This is a genomic window from Paenibacillus kyungheensis (assembly GCF_028606985.1).
Taxonomy (GTDB): Bacteria; Bacillota; Bacilli; order Paenibacillales; family Paenibacillaceae; genus Saccharibacillus; species Saccharibacillus kyungheensis.
In genome coordinates this window covers 2,637,448-2,654,091 of record NZ_CP117416.1, presented here as the reverse complement: position 1 = coordinate 2,654,091, position 16,644 = coordinate 2,637,448, and the positions used below count along the sequence as shown (strand labels likewise).

Below are 16,644 nucleotides of genomic sequence, written 5' to 3'. Positions count from 1 at the left end.
ATCGGTATTACCAAGTCGTAGAAGCCTTCAATCTTCATGATAGGCTATTGTGGTTCGTTATATCTTATAAATTCCTCGAATTTTTAGCTACAAAAGAACGTATTAGCTCTTCGATCGGTGAATCATCCATTGTGTTTACATGCTTTTCACAAATTAATTTCCTCTTTTGCATCTGGTAGTAATCAAGCAGTGTCTGCTCTAAAGGTAACCCATGTTGAACAAGAAACGATGGATCAAGTATTCGGCGCAAGATCAGTTCATCATCCAATATAAAAATTGCAGAATTTACAGGATAAAAAATCCCTTGTTCCGCTCCCAAACGATACAGTTCATCTAACTGTTTAAAACGAAATTGCTGTGCATCAACAATTTCTTCATACAACCGCGGATTATACGTTTTAAAATCATTGAAAAAATGTTCTGGAAAATAGTAATTAATCATTAAAGATTGCTCAAATGACTTTTGATAGCGTTCTAGGATCGCCTTATTCTCATCAGCAGAAGATATATCCATATTACGGATATAATCTGTGTAGTTTGAGATAACCAGGGATAATATTTCCTCTTTGGAAGAAAAATATTTATACATTGTTACTTTGCTTACATCCATAAATTTAGCCATATCTTCAGCTCGCATCGAAATAAGGCTATCTTTACGAGTACGCGTAACAAGTCGATATATCATTTCTTTACTTGTCTTATCACGTTGATCTTCGTCCATAATTCCTCCCCCTTAGCTAGCCTATATTATATCAGAATATGCATTTGAATTACTACAAAAACAAAGTTAACTATTTTTGTTGATTTAGTTAACTTGGTATGATAATATAATCTTTGTTAACAAAACACTCTTCATATTTGAGTGTGTTATTCAAAAAAATAAAATCAAACAAAACTCAGGAGGTACGAAATATGGAAAGCAAAGTGGCTATTATAACAGGTGCAAGTAGTGGAATTGGGGAAGCAACAGCAAGAGAACTAGCGAGTAACGGAATAAAAGTTATGCTTGCAGCACGCCGGGAAGACCGATTAATTCAACTAAAAAAAGAAATTGAAGCCGCTGGGGGACAGGCAGAGTATCGAGTTACAGACGTAACCTCTCAAGCAGATATGGAATCACTTGCACAAACTACCCTTGAAACTTACGGTAAAATCGATATTTTGATTAATAATGCTGGTATCGCACAAGTTTCTTTTATAAGAAACCGGAAAGTAGAAGAGTGGGATCGAATGATTGACGTGAATATTAAAGGTGTCTTATACGGAATCGCTGCTGTCTTTCCACATATGGAAGAACGAAATGAAGGGCATATTATCAACGTTGCTTCAGTGGCAGGTCATGAAATTTATCCAAGCACCGCAGTATACTCCGGTACAAAATTTGCAGTTCGTGCTATTACAGAAGGCTTACGAAAAGAGTTGCGACCTGATCAAAATATTCGTACAACGATCATTTCTCCCGGTAATGTAGCTACTGAGTTAACGCACACGATAACAGACCAAGATGTGTTTTCGTTAGAGTCTGAATTTGCTAACTTAACCCCTCTACAAGGAGAAGATATTGCAGCAGCAATCCGATACGCAATTGAACAACCATCATCTGTGACAGTAAAAGAAATGATCGTTACGCCTACTTCTCAGCGATCTTAAAAGAATCTGCTAGAGCAAGAAAAATATTTTCATCTTTATCAGAAAAAAAGGTATTCTATCAGAACTTAGATAGATAGCTAACTAGTTAAGCTCTACGGCAGAATGCCTAAGAAAGCTATATCCCTACTGTTCAAATAATGATGTTTATGATGCTATAAATTCAATCAGATCAGATTGTGCAAGTCAGCGAGAGGAGCCTCTTTTAAATGAGTAAAATTTGGACAACAGATGATATTCCAGATATGTCTGGGAAAGTGGTCATCGTCACAGGTGGGAATAGCGGGATCGGTTTCGAAACAGCGCTAGCATTAGCTCAAAAGAGGGCGACAATTGTTATTGCTGTTCGCAATATGGAAAAAGGAGCCGCCGCTGTAAATAAAATAAAAGCTGCCTATGTTAGTGCAAATGTCAAAGCTATGAAGCTCGATCTTAGTGATTTGACCAGTGTAAAAGCATTTGCAGCAAATTTTCTTAACAATTATAAATCTTTAGCCATTCTTATTAACAATGCAGGTATTATGTATCCTCCTTTTCATCTGACGAAAGACGGCTTTGAATCCCAATTTGGCGGGAACCATTTAGGACACTTTGCATTAACAGGATTATTGTTGCCACATTTAATTTCTACGCCAAATTCGAGAGTGATAACGCAGAGTAGCTTAGTTGCTCATGATGCTCATATTAATTTTGATAATTTAGACGGTTCTAAAGGATATAGTCGTAAGTTCTATGGTCAAAGTAAACTGGCAAATCTATTGTTTGCAAAAGAATTACAAAATAAATTTCGTTCAAATCATATCAATTCAGTGAGCGTTGCTTGTCATCCCGGAATTTCGCATACCAATTTAGGCTCTTTTGGTTCAGGAAAGCAAGCCAATATATTTCTCAGAATGATTTCAAGTATGATAAGTCAACCAGCACATATGGGTGCACTGCCTGCTTTGTATAGCGCAACATCATCCACTATAAAAGGAGGAGAATATATCGCTCCTGATAGCAAAGGTGGCAAAAAAGGCTATCCAACAAATGATACGATCATTGAGAAACTGTATGACTCTAATATATCTAATAAACTTTGGAACGTTTCTGAAGATTTAACAGGTATATCTTTCAAATTTGATAAGTGATTTGGAAATGAACGTGAAAATGCATAAGGTAATTCTTAAAAGAGAGAGAAGAATTTATTTAACATCAGATAGAAAAGAATCAACATATTTGATTTTGATTAAACAGATTTTTTAGAGAATAGTCTAAAAGATAAAAAGTATACATCTAAATAAATAGTATCTCAATTATTAAATAACGTATTATAACAACGAGCAAAGCAGTCTGATTTTAATATGGCTGCTTTGCTCGTTGTTAATGAATAAAAATAATATTATCAGTACATACGTTCAACAATCATTTTTTTATGGAGTATAAGAAAAAGGAATAGGTTGATAGCAAGAGCAGAAAAGACATAAGACGAGTATGTAAAGAAAAGATATGCAGTAATAAAAAGAGCAATCTCCAATGAGGTTGCTCTTTTCGTTATGGCTTATGTTGTCTAACGGTGTATATGCAGTTTCTTCCTCCTGCTAAAATGTACTCACTGCGTTCAATATGAACATTATTTCCTAGAACCGTTTGAAATAAATGTAACTCATTTTTGCACAATCCTGTACATACAGCAGCAGCTTCACAGATTGGACAATGCTTCTCAATCAATAGGAGACTGCCATCATCCTGCATCTTCACCTCAGCCATATAACCTTCGATTGTTCGAATCTCGGCAAGCTTTTCCAGCTTTTCTAGAATGTCTGATGTATCGCCAAGATGCTGAAGATATTGTTCTTGCATCTTTTTATTTCGAATATCTAGTAGCTTATCTAGCCCTTCATTACCAAACGCTTCTTTCATCGAATGAATCAAGCTGACAGATAAGTCTGAATAGCCATTTGGAAAAAAACGATTAGCTGCTGGAGTTAATACCCATAGCTTAGTGGGTCGACCCATCGGACGAGCTTCTTCCACATTAGTGACTAACCCTTCTTCTTTGAGCGCATTCAAATGTTGACGAATCGCCATTCCTGACAACGAAAAGTGAGAGGAGAGTGTTACAACATCCATTCCTCCTCGCTCTTTTAACAGATGAATGATCCCTCTTCGAGTACTTTTGGAGACATCCTTTTTAATTTGATCCCGGCTCATAGTACATCTCCTTTTAAAACAACTTAATCTATATCGCTGTCTACATTTTAAACAAAAATGTTGACAAAGTCAAAATTGAACTGTAGTTTAGACTTTATAAACAAAAATGTTTACTAAGTATCCGGATACGAGGTATACATACTCATGTTGTAAAGTCACATTTGATATGGTTTGATCAGCAACGTATTTTCAGTCTAGTTATTTTTTATTATCTATTTTGAACTATTTATAGGGATCATTTTGTCAGTAATAGCCTTTAGATTCGAAGGTTTATCCGTATCACCTATATTATCTCTGTGCCAACTCAAGGAGAGAATAGCATGAATCTATTTGAGAATCATATACCTTTGGAAAAAGTAAAACAAAATGAGCCTTTAAAAGATCACACGTATATACAGTTAGGTGGTAAAGCAGACATCCTTATTCATCCCACCACGAAAGACGAAATTAAAAGCATCGTTGAAATTGCAAAAAAACAGCAATTACCGTTGACTGTTATCGGCAAAGGTTCAAATGTCATCATTAAAGACAACGGCATAAGAGGAATCACTATTTCTTTGAGCCATTTCGATCAGATTCAGGTGAGTGGGAATAACATGGTTGCGCAAAGTGGAGCCAATATTATGGATGTCTCTAGCATGGCGTTAGATCATAGCTTAACAGGGCTAGAATTTGCATGTGGTATACCGGGTAGCACGGGAGGGGCACTCTATATGAATGCTGGTGCTTATGGTGGTCAGATGGCTGAAGTTGTTGAGCGTGCGAGTGTTATTACCAAAAATGGAGAAGTGCTGGATATACCCCTAGCAGATATGAAGCTTGGTTATCGGGACAGTATATTTAGAACAAATGACTATATCATACTTGAGGTCGAGCTGAAGCTTGCTCAAGGAAATAAAGATGTCATCTCTAGTATCATGCAGGATTTAACGTTCAAACGACAATCTAAACAACCGCTAGAATATCCTTCATGTGGTAGTGTTTTTAAACGTCCAGAAGGACATTTTGTAGGAAGATTAATTCAGGATTGCAACTTGCAGGGCACACGTATTGGAGGAGCGGAAATCTCTCTGAAGCATGCAGGTTTTATTATTAATGCAGATCATGCAACTGCTGACGATTATTTGGAGTTAATCCAGTTGATCAAACAAAAAGTATATGAGGCATTTAAGATTAATTTGGAGACAGAAGTGATTATTTTAGGAGAGTGACTTCTATTGCCTACTTTTAGGTATCGACTACTTTCAAGTCACTTATAGTAGTTTTTATGAGTAGTGGAAAGATCATTTGCAGCTTTACTATTTATTAAATATTAGTTATTAAACATTTTACTTTATAAAGTAGAAAGAGTATTATGTATTCAGACCTTAAAAAAGGTTAATTTTACCAAAAATATTTTATTAGGGAGGTGTAGAAAACAAATAACAATCAGACTGGAATTTTTGATAAGCAGCACAGAGCGTTGACGATTGGTATTATGCTAGTTCTAACAACTGTCGCTTTCGAAGGACTGGCTATTACGACAATAGCAGCGAAAATGGCACAAGACTTGCAAGGTATTCATTTATACGGATGGATTTTTAGCGCATTTTTATTATCTCAACTGATTGGAACTCTTGTTATGGGTCAGCAAGTTGATAAGCGCGGCGTTTTTACATCTATGCTTGTGTCGTTTAGTATTTTTGTGCTCGGAACTGTAGTTGCCGCTGTTTCTTTTGATATGCATATGCTTATTGTAGCAAGAGCGCTCCAAGGTTTTGGGGCAGGAGCTTTGATCACATGTGTATATACCTGTGTAACTTTGCATTATTCAGATGCTCTTCGTACTCAAATTTTGGCGGCGTTCTCTATGGCATTTGTGTTACCTTCTTTAATCGGTCCTTACCTGGCAGGTCTTATGGCGTCGTATATATCATGGCGATTTGTTTTCTGGATTGTGTTACCTCTGATTGCATTAGCATTGAGTCTTACATTCCGCTCTTTCCATGATCTACAGCTTCGGCAAGTACGGACAGGTATAGCGCCCAAAGCGGATTCCAAGACTCTGCATGCGATTCTACTTGCTATTGGAACAGGGTTGTTGCTTACAGGACTTGGGATGATAACCGATTGGAAAGGAATAGTACTTACTTTGGTTGGCTTTTTGATCATGATCCCGCAAATGCAAAAACTTCTTCCTAAAGGAACTTTTGCAGTGAAAAAAGGATTACCTGCTACATTGGTGTCCAGAGGGTTATATGTAGCTTGTTATTTTACAACAGAGAGTTTTGTAATCTTGGCATTAACTGAAGTAAAAGGGTTATCAGCAGATCTTGCTGGTCTTATTGTAGCAGCAGGTTCTTTAAGCTGGTCTGCCGCAGCTTGGTTGCAAGCCAAGCTTGATGTACGAGATCAAGGTCATGGAAGAAAGCGTAGAGTAATGAGCGGTATCGGAATTATGATCGCCGGCACTGTACTTGTAATCCTAGCCCTTATGTTATCCAATGGTGGAATTATACTCATTCTGCTCTCACAAATGATTACTGGCTTCGGTGTTGGATTGGCTAATCCTACAACTGCTGCTATTGCTTTACAACATGCAGCACCTAGACAAGAAGGAGAAATGTCTGCAAATCTGCAATTCGTCGATTCTTTCTATATGGGAGTAAGCATCGGAGTTGGTGGCGCTTTAATTGCTTTGTCAGAAACATTACAGTGGGGCATATCTACAGGCGTGATGATGGTATTACTCCTGCAATTACTATGGGTGTTATTAAGTTTTTTAGCATCTTTACGCATCACCGAGCCTGTTCCTCAAGAACATGATCCAACTGTTTAGTCACAAGATAATATTCCTTTGTACGGATAAGGATCATATCTTTAAAAAATTATGATAGCAGAAAAATTGAATAGGGAGGTGGATACAATAGCACGTGTATTAGTTGTCATTACTCCAGCTGAAGGTCATGTGAATCCGTCGTTAGGATTAGTTACTCAATTGATCGACAGTGGTGAGGAAATTGTCTATGTGTGCACAGAAGAGTATCGTTCCCGAATCGAACAAACTGGCGCCCTGTTGATTACATATCCATTTCCGCAAGATGCTTTCTCTCTTGATCCTGTGTTGAAACCGCAGGAGTATACTCATCCTTATCAGTTCATTTATATGATGGTAGGCGGTATTATTCAGAGGATTATACCCGAGGTGCTACGAGTGATCGAAAATCAAAAGTTCGACTATCTGATCTTTGATTCTCTGATGGGTTGGGGAGGGACTATTCTTGCAGAAAAATTAGCAATTCCTGCAGTGTGTTCGGTCGCTTCCTTTGCTTTTGTTAATCCATTAGGAGCTGGAGAAGGTATGCAGGAGATGGATACGAATACGAAAGAATTGTATGATGCTACGATGAAGATAACGCGTGCATTAGCGCAAGAATTTCAAGTGAGTATTCCCGCTATAGAAGAAATTCCAGTGCATGCAGGCGAGTTAAAGCTTGTGTATACCAGTCGTTATTTTCAACCACAAGCAGATCAACTGGACGATCGTTTTATTTTCACAGGTCCTTCGATCATTCCTCGTCAAGATGCTCAGACTTTTTCATTCGAGCGGCTTCGTGAACGTTATCCGCAAACGGTGTATATTGCTATGGGTACTATTTTAAATAAAAACTTGGATTTTTATCAGCTTTGCTTTGAAGCATTTGGCGATCTGCCGGTGAATGTGGTGCTATCTTCTGGCAAATATACAGACATGGAGCCTTTGGCTGATCAAATTCCTTCTAATTTTATCGTGATGCCATATATTGCACAGTTGGAGATGCTACAGCATACAGATGTTTTTATTACCCATGCCGGAATGAACAGTACAAGTGAAGCGCTCTATTATAATGTTCCGTTAGTGATGATTCCGCTAACATCGGATCAGCCGCTTGTAGCTAATCGAGTACAGGAGTTAGGGGCAGGTATCACTTTAAATAAATATCAGCTTAGTGTAGCTGTTATGAGAGAAGCATTACTAGAGGTGCTAAGCAATCCATCTTATAAACAGCAGGCTTGTATCATCGGCGAATCTTTACGACAAGCGGGTGGTTATAAACGGGCTGCTAAAATGATTATGAGTCATATGGCTTCCATTGATCGTAATGTCTCCAATACTAAGTTATTTAATAAATAAGTTTCCCATCAATAAGGAATTTTAATTTAGAATAAGATTTGTTAGTAATTGAAACTCAAGCAACAGTAGGATGTAAGTACTTTTAAAGGGAGGTATGATATGAGCGAAGAACAACGTATTTTTGATGGATTATTATTTAATCCAGGTCATCCTGATCTAAAAAAAATTAAACTGAATGCTCATAAACTTAGCCAACAGTATAGCAACACCTATGAAGATCAAGTAGAAGAACGTGAAGCCTTGCTAAGCGAACTGATCGGTGGTAAAGGAGAAAGATGTTTCTTGCAAGGGCCTATCTTTTTTCATTATGGTCTTCATACTGAAATAGGTGATCACTTTTTTGCTAATTATAATCTTACGGTTCAAGATGATGCGAAAGTCAAGATTGGCAATCATGCTAGTTTTGGACCGAATGTTACTATCGTTACACCTGTTCATCCCTTTATAGCTTCCGAGCGTCGCCAGATGATCGATCAACATCAAGTGCCAAATTCTTTATGCTATGCCAAACCAGTTACTATTGGAAATGATGTATGGCTGTCTGCCAATGTGACAGTATGCGGTGGTGTGACGATTGGAGATGGATGTGTTATTGGTGCAGGTAGTGTGGTCACTCAAGATATTCCAGCAAATTCTTTTGCAGCAGGCGTTCCTTGCAAGGTCATTAGACCGATTACAGAGTTAGACAGTATGCGTTTTAAACCAGAAATATTAGCTGATTGTAGTATCTTAGATAATGAATAAAGGTTAAAACTTTGAGAGTTGTTCTTTTGTTAAGAACAACTCTTTTATTTGCTGTATACTGTTCACTATATAGACTTACAATAATCTTCTTAAAATGCCATATTATATATGATTAAATTGAAATAATGACAAAAGGGAGAGGATTTTTATCAAAAAAAATATATTGTTATGGGTTTCATCAATATGTTTATTTAGTATAATCATAGGTTGCAATAGTGAGGGGAAAATAAAGCAAATTAAGCTTGATTCCAGCACTTCAATTGCTAAATATCAAAATGTTTCTGTAGACAACTCTACCACGTTTCCTAAAACTGAACTAAGTGATTCAATTGCTGTTGATTTTGTAGTTAATGAACAATCAATTCGTGCAGAACAAAAAACAGATAAAGGAACTTTATTGATGGTTTCAAATGGTCGAGAAGAGAAAGGTCATTTACTTGTATCAAGCATATGGGGACAAGAAGGAGATTACACCTTCCAAAGCAATTATTCAGTTGTATACAGACAAGAAGAAAAAGAGAAGGTTTTATTAGTTCTTCCAGCCTTTCAATATGTTCAACCAACGCAAAAAAAGCTTACATTTAAGCATATAAGCTTTCATTCTGCTGATATTTACATTCTTACTCCGCAATACCAAACAGGATACGGAGCAGAAAGTTATTTATTTACTATTGATAAACAGAGCGGAGATGCGTTTCATTTAGAGATTAATAAAAATGGAATAGTTTCTAAAAGCCTTATCTATTCTGACACTACATCGATACCAGCTGTTGAGAAAGAAACACTAGTCATTCATCCATCTGTTAGAGCAGGTACATCAGAACAAGATGCTAAGGATATGCATTACAGACTCGATTTGAAAAATAAGCAATTAATTGCTGAATAAACAGTATTTTGTTATGACAATACTATATTGCATATTGATTTCAGTGAGGACGATACATAAAATCGGATTTTCTCGAAAACATCCATGCTGCCAAAAACAGTACAAGTGTAACCAATATGCCCGACTCACCTGTCCATAAATAGGCATTTTCGCCTTTGGTAGCTGTATCAAATGAATCTTGAATCACAGCGTTCCATGAAGCATGAAGCAAGATCGCTGGCCAGATGCTTCCAGTACTTAAGCGAAGATGGCTAATAATAAAATTGAATGAACTAATCGTAATCATAAACAAGATGATAGATAATACTAATGAAGGGCCAGAGTAATAACTGCCTAATAGAATAGCAGGAAGATGCCAAACGCCCCAAATCAGTCCACCTGTTAAAATCGGCTTGGGCACGCCTGCTGTTATTAATCGGCTGAGCATATAACCTCTCCAGCCTAGCTCTTCACCCGCACTGCTGATCACACCGAGTAATGTACCTACAAACATCTGATAAACAATACTTACCACCAATGGCCACATATATGAGCTGTCAGTATGTACGAAGTCAACCAATCCTGTTATCCATGCTAAACCGTACGCTAGTGTTCCAATAATCACTGGAAAAAGCAATACAAACGGGATTGATTTAAAAGCTAATTTCCCTCGAAAGCGAAATGAAATATCTGCAAATCCTTCACGTAACAAGAGACGAGTCAAGAAAGAGGACAATCCTGGTGACCACATAAGTAGAAGACCAAATATAGGCGATACATGAATCGCAAGTACATAGCTAAGGAATGTGAGAGGAACCAGCCATGCGAAAAAAACAAGTAGTCCTTTTCTAGATTTCTGAACGATGCTCGGGTCTTTCTTGTTCGTTACTCTGTCATTGATTCCATAAGATTCCAAACGATTTCACTCCTTTAAAGGATCGGTGTATTTTATAAAAAGTATAGCAGTGGATGGAACTAGGAGGAATAAACCTAAGCCTAGACTCTGCTTGGGGCTTTAGGCTAGTACAGAATAGAACCGAAGACCGATTACATCACCTAATGAAGTTTTAAAACAAGTTCATACCGTTCAGGGTAAATTTTTTCTATCATTGGTTAGATTTATTTCTGATTAGAAGTCGTAGGGAGGAAGAGTAAAAAAGTTGTTGTACCTTCTTTGAATGAAATGGGGTTTATGTTCGCTTTCTGGGAAGTACCATTGACAGCTTAAAAACGACTATGATATATTTAGCGTGCTAAATATATTTGGCTAGGAGGTTTATCTATGAAGGTTAATATTGACTGTGAAATCCGTGGATCTTTGGATAAGGTTTCCTCCCAGACGCGTCGGGATTATAGTGAAAGTCTTAGAGAACTTAATTTATACGTAGGTCAAGATAATCTACTTGCGCGTTTATGGTTGGGTGATGGAATAACGCAAATGCAACTATGTGAACATTTAAGATGCGAACCGCCTACAGTCACAAATATGGTTAAAACGCTAGAGCAAAATGGTGTCATATACCGTAAACGTGATGAAGAAGACGCGAGAGTTATGCGAATATATCTAACGAGCAAAGGTAAAGAATTAGAAGAGCCAGTTAGATTAAAATGGAAACGACAACAAGATAAATTACTTCAGTCCATATCAGATGAAGAACGTCTCATACTACGAGATTTATTAAAACGCATGGAAAATAACTTGCACTAAGTTATTTTCTTTGATAATTACTTAGTATACTAAATAATTATCAAAATACTTCAAGATATTCTAATCAGTCAAATGAATTTATTTAGCAGACAAAGTAATTACGGACAAGATAGTGTTAGAAATATTTGAAACCTGGAGGGTTCAATAATGAACAATAGAATATGTGAAATTTTAGGTATAGAAAAACCGATTATACAGGGCCCAATGTCTTGGCTTACGAATGCGGAATTTGTTGCAGCGGTTAGCAATGCGGGGGGATTAGGATTTCTAGCAGCAACTGCCGGTCAGGTTGATAGGACTCCTAATCGTTCACCCGAATTAACTGCTGAAAGATTAAGAACTGAAATACAAAAAACAAAAACATTAACGGAAAAGCCATTTGGAACAGTTATCATTGGAGGTAGTGATCTGAATTACATGTGGCGAATGATAGAAACCGTTATTGAAGAGAAAGTTCCTGTTGTTCTTGTGAACGGTTTGCCGGGTTTACCGTATGAAAAAATCTTCAAACCATTAAAAGATAACAATATTAAAATTGTTTATAGACCGCTTACTCCTACTATTAAAGATGCAAAAGCTGCAGAAGCACTTGGAATCGATATTTATGTTGCGACTGGATTTGATGAAGGGGGAACAGTTCCAGAACGAGTTATTGGAACATTTTCGATTGTACCCATGATTGCAGATGCTATAAATATTCCTGTAATGGCAGCCGGTGGGATAGGAGACGTTAGAGGAGTGCGTGCTGCATTTGCTTTAGGCGCTGAAGGTGTATTTGCGGGTAGTGTCTTTATTCCAACAAAAGAAAATCCAGCAGCAGAAAACGTCAAACAAATGATTGTAGATGCTACAGCAGAAGATTTGTTAATGTTTCGTACTCTACCAGCATACTATCGTTCTTTACCTACTAAATTAGCGAATAAATTAGTAGAAATGGATAATCAAGGTGCTAGCCGTGAAGAAACATCAAAATTTTTGTTTGATGGCATGCGTATCGGGATGCTAGAAGGAAATACAGACGATGGATATATTTCTGTAGGTACCGGAATCACACCAATCAAAGAAATTATAACTGTAAAAGAAGTGGTAGACAATTTAATGCAAGACTTTAATTAAAATACGGGAGTAATCTCTATCTATTTGATCGTACTTTAGATCGATCTGCGTTTTTTGCTTTAGTGGGACAACTTATAGTGGGTTCTAACTTTAATACGATGTTGTTCTCTTTTTATGCAAGAAACTTATAAAGCATCACCTCACCGTTGAATAAAGAATATATGCAACTAGCGTGAAACGTTAAATCAATTTATAAAATGAAAACCTCCTATGTAGAAGCATGCTAGAATTATTGCTCTTATAGGAGGTTTTATTATGATTTTAGGTGAACTTTAGAAACAATATGAAGCAGATAAAAAAATTCAACGGTTTAGACCAAATACATTGTGTGAGCCAAAAACAAATAGGTGAGTACCTAAATTAAAAATACTCGCCTCAACTATAAGCAAAGTGGCTGACCGTTTTCCGAAAATTAAAACGAAAACGGTCGGCTCTTGTTACTGTTTATCGTCTAAATCTCTAGTGAATACGCAAGCGCTTGTGACCGTGTCATTGTTGCACCTTTACTCCACAATTGATGCAATTCCTGATCAGAAAAAACATGCTTAAGATCAACAATTACCTTTTCGTGCTCTGCGGGAAAATTAGGTGTATCCTCCCCGCCAGAGTTTTGACGCCCTTTCTCAGCAGCTCCGAGAAGTATTGCAGCTTCGGTAAAAGCTTTCTTGTTACATACCGCAATGGCTAATCCTTCAATACCGCGTGATAAAATCCAAGAACCTCTGTAGATCTGGCTTACAGCGATACATTTTTTAAAATATTCAATAGAAGTCGTAAGCTGGTCAAGCTTTAGGGCGGAATAGCCTAGACTTTCATATGGACCAGACATTTCCCATTGATCCTGAACCGCTTCGAAGAAATGTATACTCTCATTCAGAAGTTTAGACGCCTCAAGGTAATTATTTTGTTCTAATCGGAGCTTTCCGTAAGCATGCAATGAAGAAGCTAAATTCCACAAATCATCTGTTTTTCTAGCGATATCAATACTCATCTGTACCAATGGTTCGGCTTCTTCAAAGTTTTTCTGTTTGATGTGAAGAAATGCTAGCAAACGAAGAGAGGAGGAAAGAAGAGAACGTTCTCCCAAATCACGAGTAAGTTCCACGCTTCTGATTGTCGAATCCATCGCGCCTTTAATATCTCCACGAATAAATTGAATGACACCACTTCCATGTAAGGCCTTTGCGAAATCGGTGCTAGACTGTAGTTCTTGTATTTCGTTATGCAAAAAGCGATCTAGCCAGAACAACCCTTCCTTTAACCTGCCTTCGTGCAACCAGAACCAGTAGAGGTTAGAGACCATATGAAGTCCAAATGAATAGGCGTGGGGATTGGAGTAACACCATTCTAGAGCAGAACGCAGATTCGCATATTCACGCCGTACTTCTTCAATACAGACTTCGCGTTCGTTAGTCCTAAACTTGGGTTCCGCGCGAACCAAATATTGACTATAATAACGTGCATGTCGTTCAAAAAGCGGATTGCTTGGATGCTTATCAGTATCGTTCTCCAACTTCTCGCCTGCGTATTCTTTGATAGTCTCCAGTAAAAAGTAGCGGATAAAACGATAATCCTCACCGATCTCGATAGATACTAGTGATTTATTCACCAGACCTGATAATAGGTCGAGCATATCTTTGCTAGTGATGCAATTTTCCCCCTCAGGTATTCTAGGATCATCAATGCAGATTTCTTCTGCTGCCTCCAAAGTAAACCCACCTGTAAATACACTAAGCCGTCTTAATAGTAGACGTTCCTTGCTATTCAGTAATTCATAACTCCAATCAATTGTAGATTTGAGCGTTTGATGTCGGTTTGCAGCTGTTCGCTTGCCTGCTGTCAGCAACGTCAATAGATTTCCCAGACGTTCTTTGATCTGTTCCAGTGTCAGCATATTCATTCGGGCAACAGCTAGCTCAATAGCTAATGGTATTCCTTCCAGCTTCTTGCAAATAGTTCCGACAAGCCTGAGGTTAGGCAATGTATGTGGAAACTGAGGTGCAATCATAAGCGCCCGTTCCAAAAAGAGTTGTACGGCTTCAAAGGCCATAATCTCCTTTTCAGATAGTTGCTCAAGCGAATGCTCATCTGTAGGAAAAGATAAAGGAGGCAACCGATAGACAGATTCCCCAGGAATATTGAGTGGTTCTCGACTGGTAACAAGGATCGTCAGTCCCGGAGCGGATGCAAGAAGTGATTCAGCCAAAGATGCACTTGCATCAATAACATGTTCACAATTATCAAAAATAAAGAGCATTTTCTGATCGGATATGGTCTCTAGTATCGTTTGAAGCTCCGTTCTGTTCTCTTGGTTCTGTAGATTTAGTGTGGACAATAGCAACTGACCCAAGTCTTGTGGATCTTTGAGAGAGCCGAATTCAAACATCCATATTCCTTGCAAATCCGGCTCCTCAAGCATCGAAGCCACCTGAACAGCAAGAGATGTTTTGCCTATTCCTCCAGGGCCCACGACAGAGACTAGAGAATGAGTATTCAGTTGTTCTTTCAAATCAGCTATAGCTAAACTTCGTCCAACGAAGAGTGTAGGGATCTTTGGCAGTCGTTGTGCTGCCGCAATTGAAGACCGTGACGCAGCCATTTGGGGTTTCGGTGTGATCGCTTCTATAGTAGCCAATGTGTCGAACCAGGCACTATCGAAATCTGGAAACTCTCTTGAGGTCGCTGATCGTGCTTCCGAGAAGCGTTTTATAGTATTCCAAAGCTCTTCCGCCTCTTGACGCGGATCTGCTTCTAAGAGAATTCCTTCTTCGTAAAACGCTTGGATTATTCGCTTGAGACTGCCTACACTAGGAAGTCGGTCTCCATTTTCCCATTGCTGCACAGTTCGCGGATCCACACCGACCCGCTGTGCCAAGTCCACTTGCCGCATTCGCTTGGACAAACCGTACTTGGAAGGTCTAGAACGAATTTTTTTAATCCATTCATGAGGCCAATCTTTTGACAATTTCTCGTCTTCCATCCTATCACCTGAATTCCATAGTTTCCGTTTCTTTAAACGAACAAACACGAACTTATGTACATTCGTGTTCTGGATTCTAACAGATATAATTAGCCATATCAACAATAAAAGGAGATAACACACATGCCATTAACTCGTATTACCACATTAAAAGGGCGCTTTAGTGAAGAAAAAGCACTTATTGTCGAGGTTGTCTTACAGACGATTGTAGACAAGCTTCACGTTCCCCAGAACGATCGCTTTCTGATTATAGAAGAACTTGATCATGAGAATTTCAACTTTGATCGGAATTTTCTGGATATGGATAGAAGTGACGGTTTTCTCATCGTTCAGATCACTTTAAATGCCGGCCGTTCAGCTGAAGTGAAGAAAGAGTTCTATGAGGCTTTAGCTCAGCAACTACATCAGCAGTGCGATATTAGAATGGAAGATGTATTCATCAATTTGGTCGAAGTCAATAAAGAAAACTGGTCTTATGGTAACGGATTCGCTCCGTTTATTGTATAAAAAATATATTCAATTAAAGGGGAAATTTTAATTATGTCAACTGTACTTTATATTACGGCACATCCTGGTCACCTTGACGCATCTTACAGCCTTTCTGTCGGAGAACAATTCATACAAGCATACAAAGAAACTAATCCAGAAGATGAAGTAGTTCATGTAGACCTGTATCAACGCGATATTCCACAAATTGATGTTGACGTATGGGAAGCATGGGGAACCATTCAGAATGGTGGTTCATTCGATCAATTGTCTGCCGCACAACAACAAAAATTAACTCTGCTCAGTACTTTGCTGGATGAATTCATTGCTGCAGACAAGTATGTGTTTGTAACACCGATGTGGAATTTCTCTTATCCTCCTATAATGAAGGCGTATATTGATTCTTTCTGTGTTAGAGCCAAAACTTTTAAATATACAGAGAATGGTCCAGTGGGTCTGCTTAAAAATAAAAAAGCGTTCCACATCCAAGCTACTGGCGGCATTTACTCGGAAGGACCTGTAGCAGATCGGGAGAATGGAAGCCGTCATTTGAAAACCGTATTGAACTTCGTAGGTATCACCGACTTCGATAATTTGTTTATAGAAGGAGTATCCACTGCAGGAGACCGCGCTTTACAGATTAAAGCTGATGGAGTGGAGAAAGCACGCATAGCCGCCAAAACCTTTTAAGATTACATTGGACAAATTACGGGTCGGCTGTCCAGCAAAATAAATGGGTATACGTTAACAGG

Annotated in this window: 15 protein-coding genes; 11 read left to right on the top strand and 4 right to left on the bottom strand. The window is 38.2% G+C overall.

Annotated features, from left to right (window positions below):
* Positions 1 to 64: 64 nt before the first annotated feature.
* Positions 65 to 721, bottom strand: coding sequence for a TetR/AcrR family transcriptional regulator (locus tag PQ456_RS11280; protein WP_273612357.1), 657 nt, complete (start codon positions 719 to 721; stop codon positions 65 to 67).
* Positions 722 to 912: 191 nt separating this feature from the next.
* Between PQ456_RS11280 and PQ456_RS11275 the strand changes: the two genes are divergently transcribed.
* Positions 913 to 1,650: an SDR family oxidoreductase gene (locus PQ456_RS11275; RefSeq protein ID WP_273612356.1), complete on the top strand. Its 738-nt coding sequence runs from the start codon at positions 913 to 915 to the stop codon at positions 1,648 to 1,650.
* A 206-nt stretch (positions 1,651 to 1,856) separates the two neighbouring features.
* Complete coding sequence (locus PQ456_RS11270) at positions 1,857 to 2,777, top strand: oxidoreductase (RefSeq protein WP_273612355.1); 921 nt, start codon at positions 1,857 to 1,859, stop codon at positions 2,775 to 2,777.
* A 403-nt stretch (positions 2,778 to 3,180) separates the two neighbouring features.
* Here PQ456_RS11270 and PQ456_RS11265 read toward each other — a convergent pair whose 3' ends face one another.
* Positions 3,181 to 3,840 carry a helix-turn-helix transcriptional regulator gene (locus PQ456_RS11265; RefSeq protein ID WP_273612354.1) on the bottom strand — a complete coding sequence of 220 codons (660 nt, stop codon included), beginning with the start codon at positions 3,838 to 3,840 and terminating at the stop codon, positions 3,181 to 3,183.
* Positions 3,841 to 4,160: 320 nt separating this feature from the next.
* On the opposite strand from PQ456_RS11265, the gene murB reads away from it, so the two are divergent.
* The 5 genes from murB to PQ456_RS11240 all read left to right on the top strand — a co-directional run bounded on the left by murB (position 4,161) and on the right by PQ456_RS11240 (position 9,623).
* A complete protein-coding gene (gene murB, locus PQ456_RS11260) occupies positions 4,161 to 5,051 on the top strand; it encodes a UDP-N-acetylmuramate dehydrogenase (protein ID WP_273612353.1) in 891 nt (296 codons plus the stop codon).
* 266 nt (positions 5,052 to 5,317) lie between these two features.
* Positions 5,318 to 6,658 carry an MFS transporter gene (locus tag PQ456_RS11255; RefSeq protein ID WP_273616302.1) on the top strand — a complete coding sequence of 447 codons (1,341 nt, stop codon included), beginning with the start codon at positions 5,318 to 5,320 and terminating at the stop codon, positions 6,656 to 6,658.
* 87 nt (positions 6,659 to 6,745) lie between these two features.
* Positions 6,746 to 7,993, top strand: a complete 1,248-nt coding sequence (locus tag PQ456_RS11250) for a macrolide family glycosyltransferase (RefSeq protein ID WP_273616301.1) — start codon at positions 6,746 to 6,748, stop codon at positions 7,991 to 7,993.
* Between the two features lie 99 nt (positions 7,994 to 8,092).
* Positions 8,093 to 8,737 carry a sugar O-acetyltransferase gene (locus tag PQ456_RS11245; RefSeq protein WP_273612352.1) on the top strand — a complete coding sequence of 215 codons (645 nt, stop codon included), beginning with the start codon at positions 8,093 to 8,095 and terminating at the stop codon, positions 8,735 to 8,737.
* A 163-nt stretch (positions 8,738 to 8,900) separates the two neighbouring features.
* Positions 8,901 to 9,623, top strand: a complete 723-nt coding sequence (locus PQ456_RS11240; protein ID WP_273612351.1) for a hypothetical protein — start codon at positions 8,901 to 8,903, stop codon at positions 9,621 to 9,623.
* Positions 9,624 to 9,663: 40 nt separating this feature from the next.
* Here the strand turns inward: PQ456_RS11240 and PQ456_RS11235 are convergent, their stop codons facing one another.
* Positions 9,664 to 10,518, bottom strand: coding sequence for a CPBP family intramembrane glutamic endopeptidase (locus PQ456_RS11235; RefSeq protein WP_273612350.1), 855 nt, complete (start codon positions 10,516 to 10,518; stop codon positions 9,664 to 9,666).
* A 366-nt stretch (positions 10,519 to 10,884) separates the two neighbouring features.
* Here PQ456_RS11235 and PQ456_RS11230 point away from each other — a divergent pair, with 366 nt between their 5' ends.
* Both PQ456_RS11230 and PQ456_RS11225 read left to right on the top strand, forming a co-directional pair.
* Positions 10,885 to 11,310: a MarR family winged helix-turn-helix transcriptional regulator gene (locus PQ456_RS11230; protein ID WP_273612349.1), complete on the top strand. Its 426-nt coding sequence runs from the start codon at positions 10,885 to 10,887 to the stop codon at positions 11,308 to 11,310.
* 147 nt (positions 11,311 to 11,457) lie between these two features.
* Positions 11,458 to 12,426, top strand: coding sequence for an NAD(P)H-dependent flavin oxidoreductase (locus tag PQ456_RS11225; RefSeq protein WP_273612348.1), 969 nt, complete (start codon positions 11,458 to 11,460; stop codon positions 12,424 to 12,426).
* 451 nt (positions 12,427 to 12,877) lie between these two features.
* On the opposite strand, the gene PQ456_RS11220 is transcribed toward PQ456_RS11225, so the two are convergent.
* A complete protein-coding gene (locus tag PQ456_RS11220) occupies positions 12,878 to 15,406 on the bottom strand; it encodes a tetratricopeptide repeat protein (protein WP_273612347.1) in 2,529 nt (842 codons plus the stop codon).
* A gap of 123 nt (positions 15,407 to 15,529) precedes the next feature.
* On the opposite strand from PQ456_RS11220, the gene PQ456_RS11215 reads away from it, so the two are divergent.
* Entirely contained in the window at positions 15,530 to 15,913 is a 384-nt protein-coding gene (locus PQ456_RS11215; RefSeq protein WP_273612346.1) for a tautomerase family protein, read from the top strand.
* Positions 15,914 to 15,946: 33 nt separating this feature from the next.
* On the top strand, positions 15,947 to 16,582 hold the full coding sequence (locus PQ456_RS11210; protein WP_273612345.1) for an FMN-dependent NADH-azoreductase: 636 nt from the start codon (positions 15,947 to 15,949) through the stop codon (positions 16,580 to 16,582).
* The last annotated feature ends 62 nt before the right edge of the window (positions 16,583 to 16,644 follow it).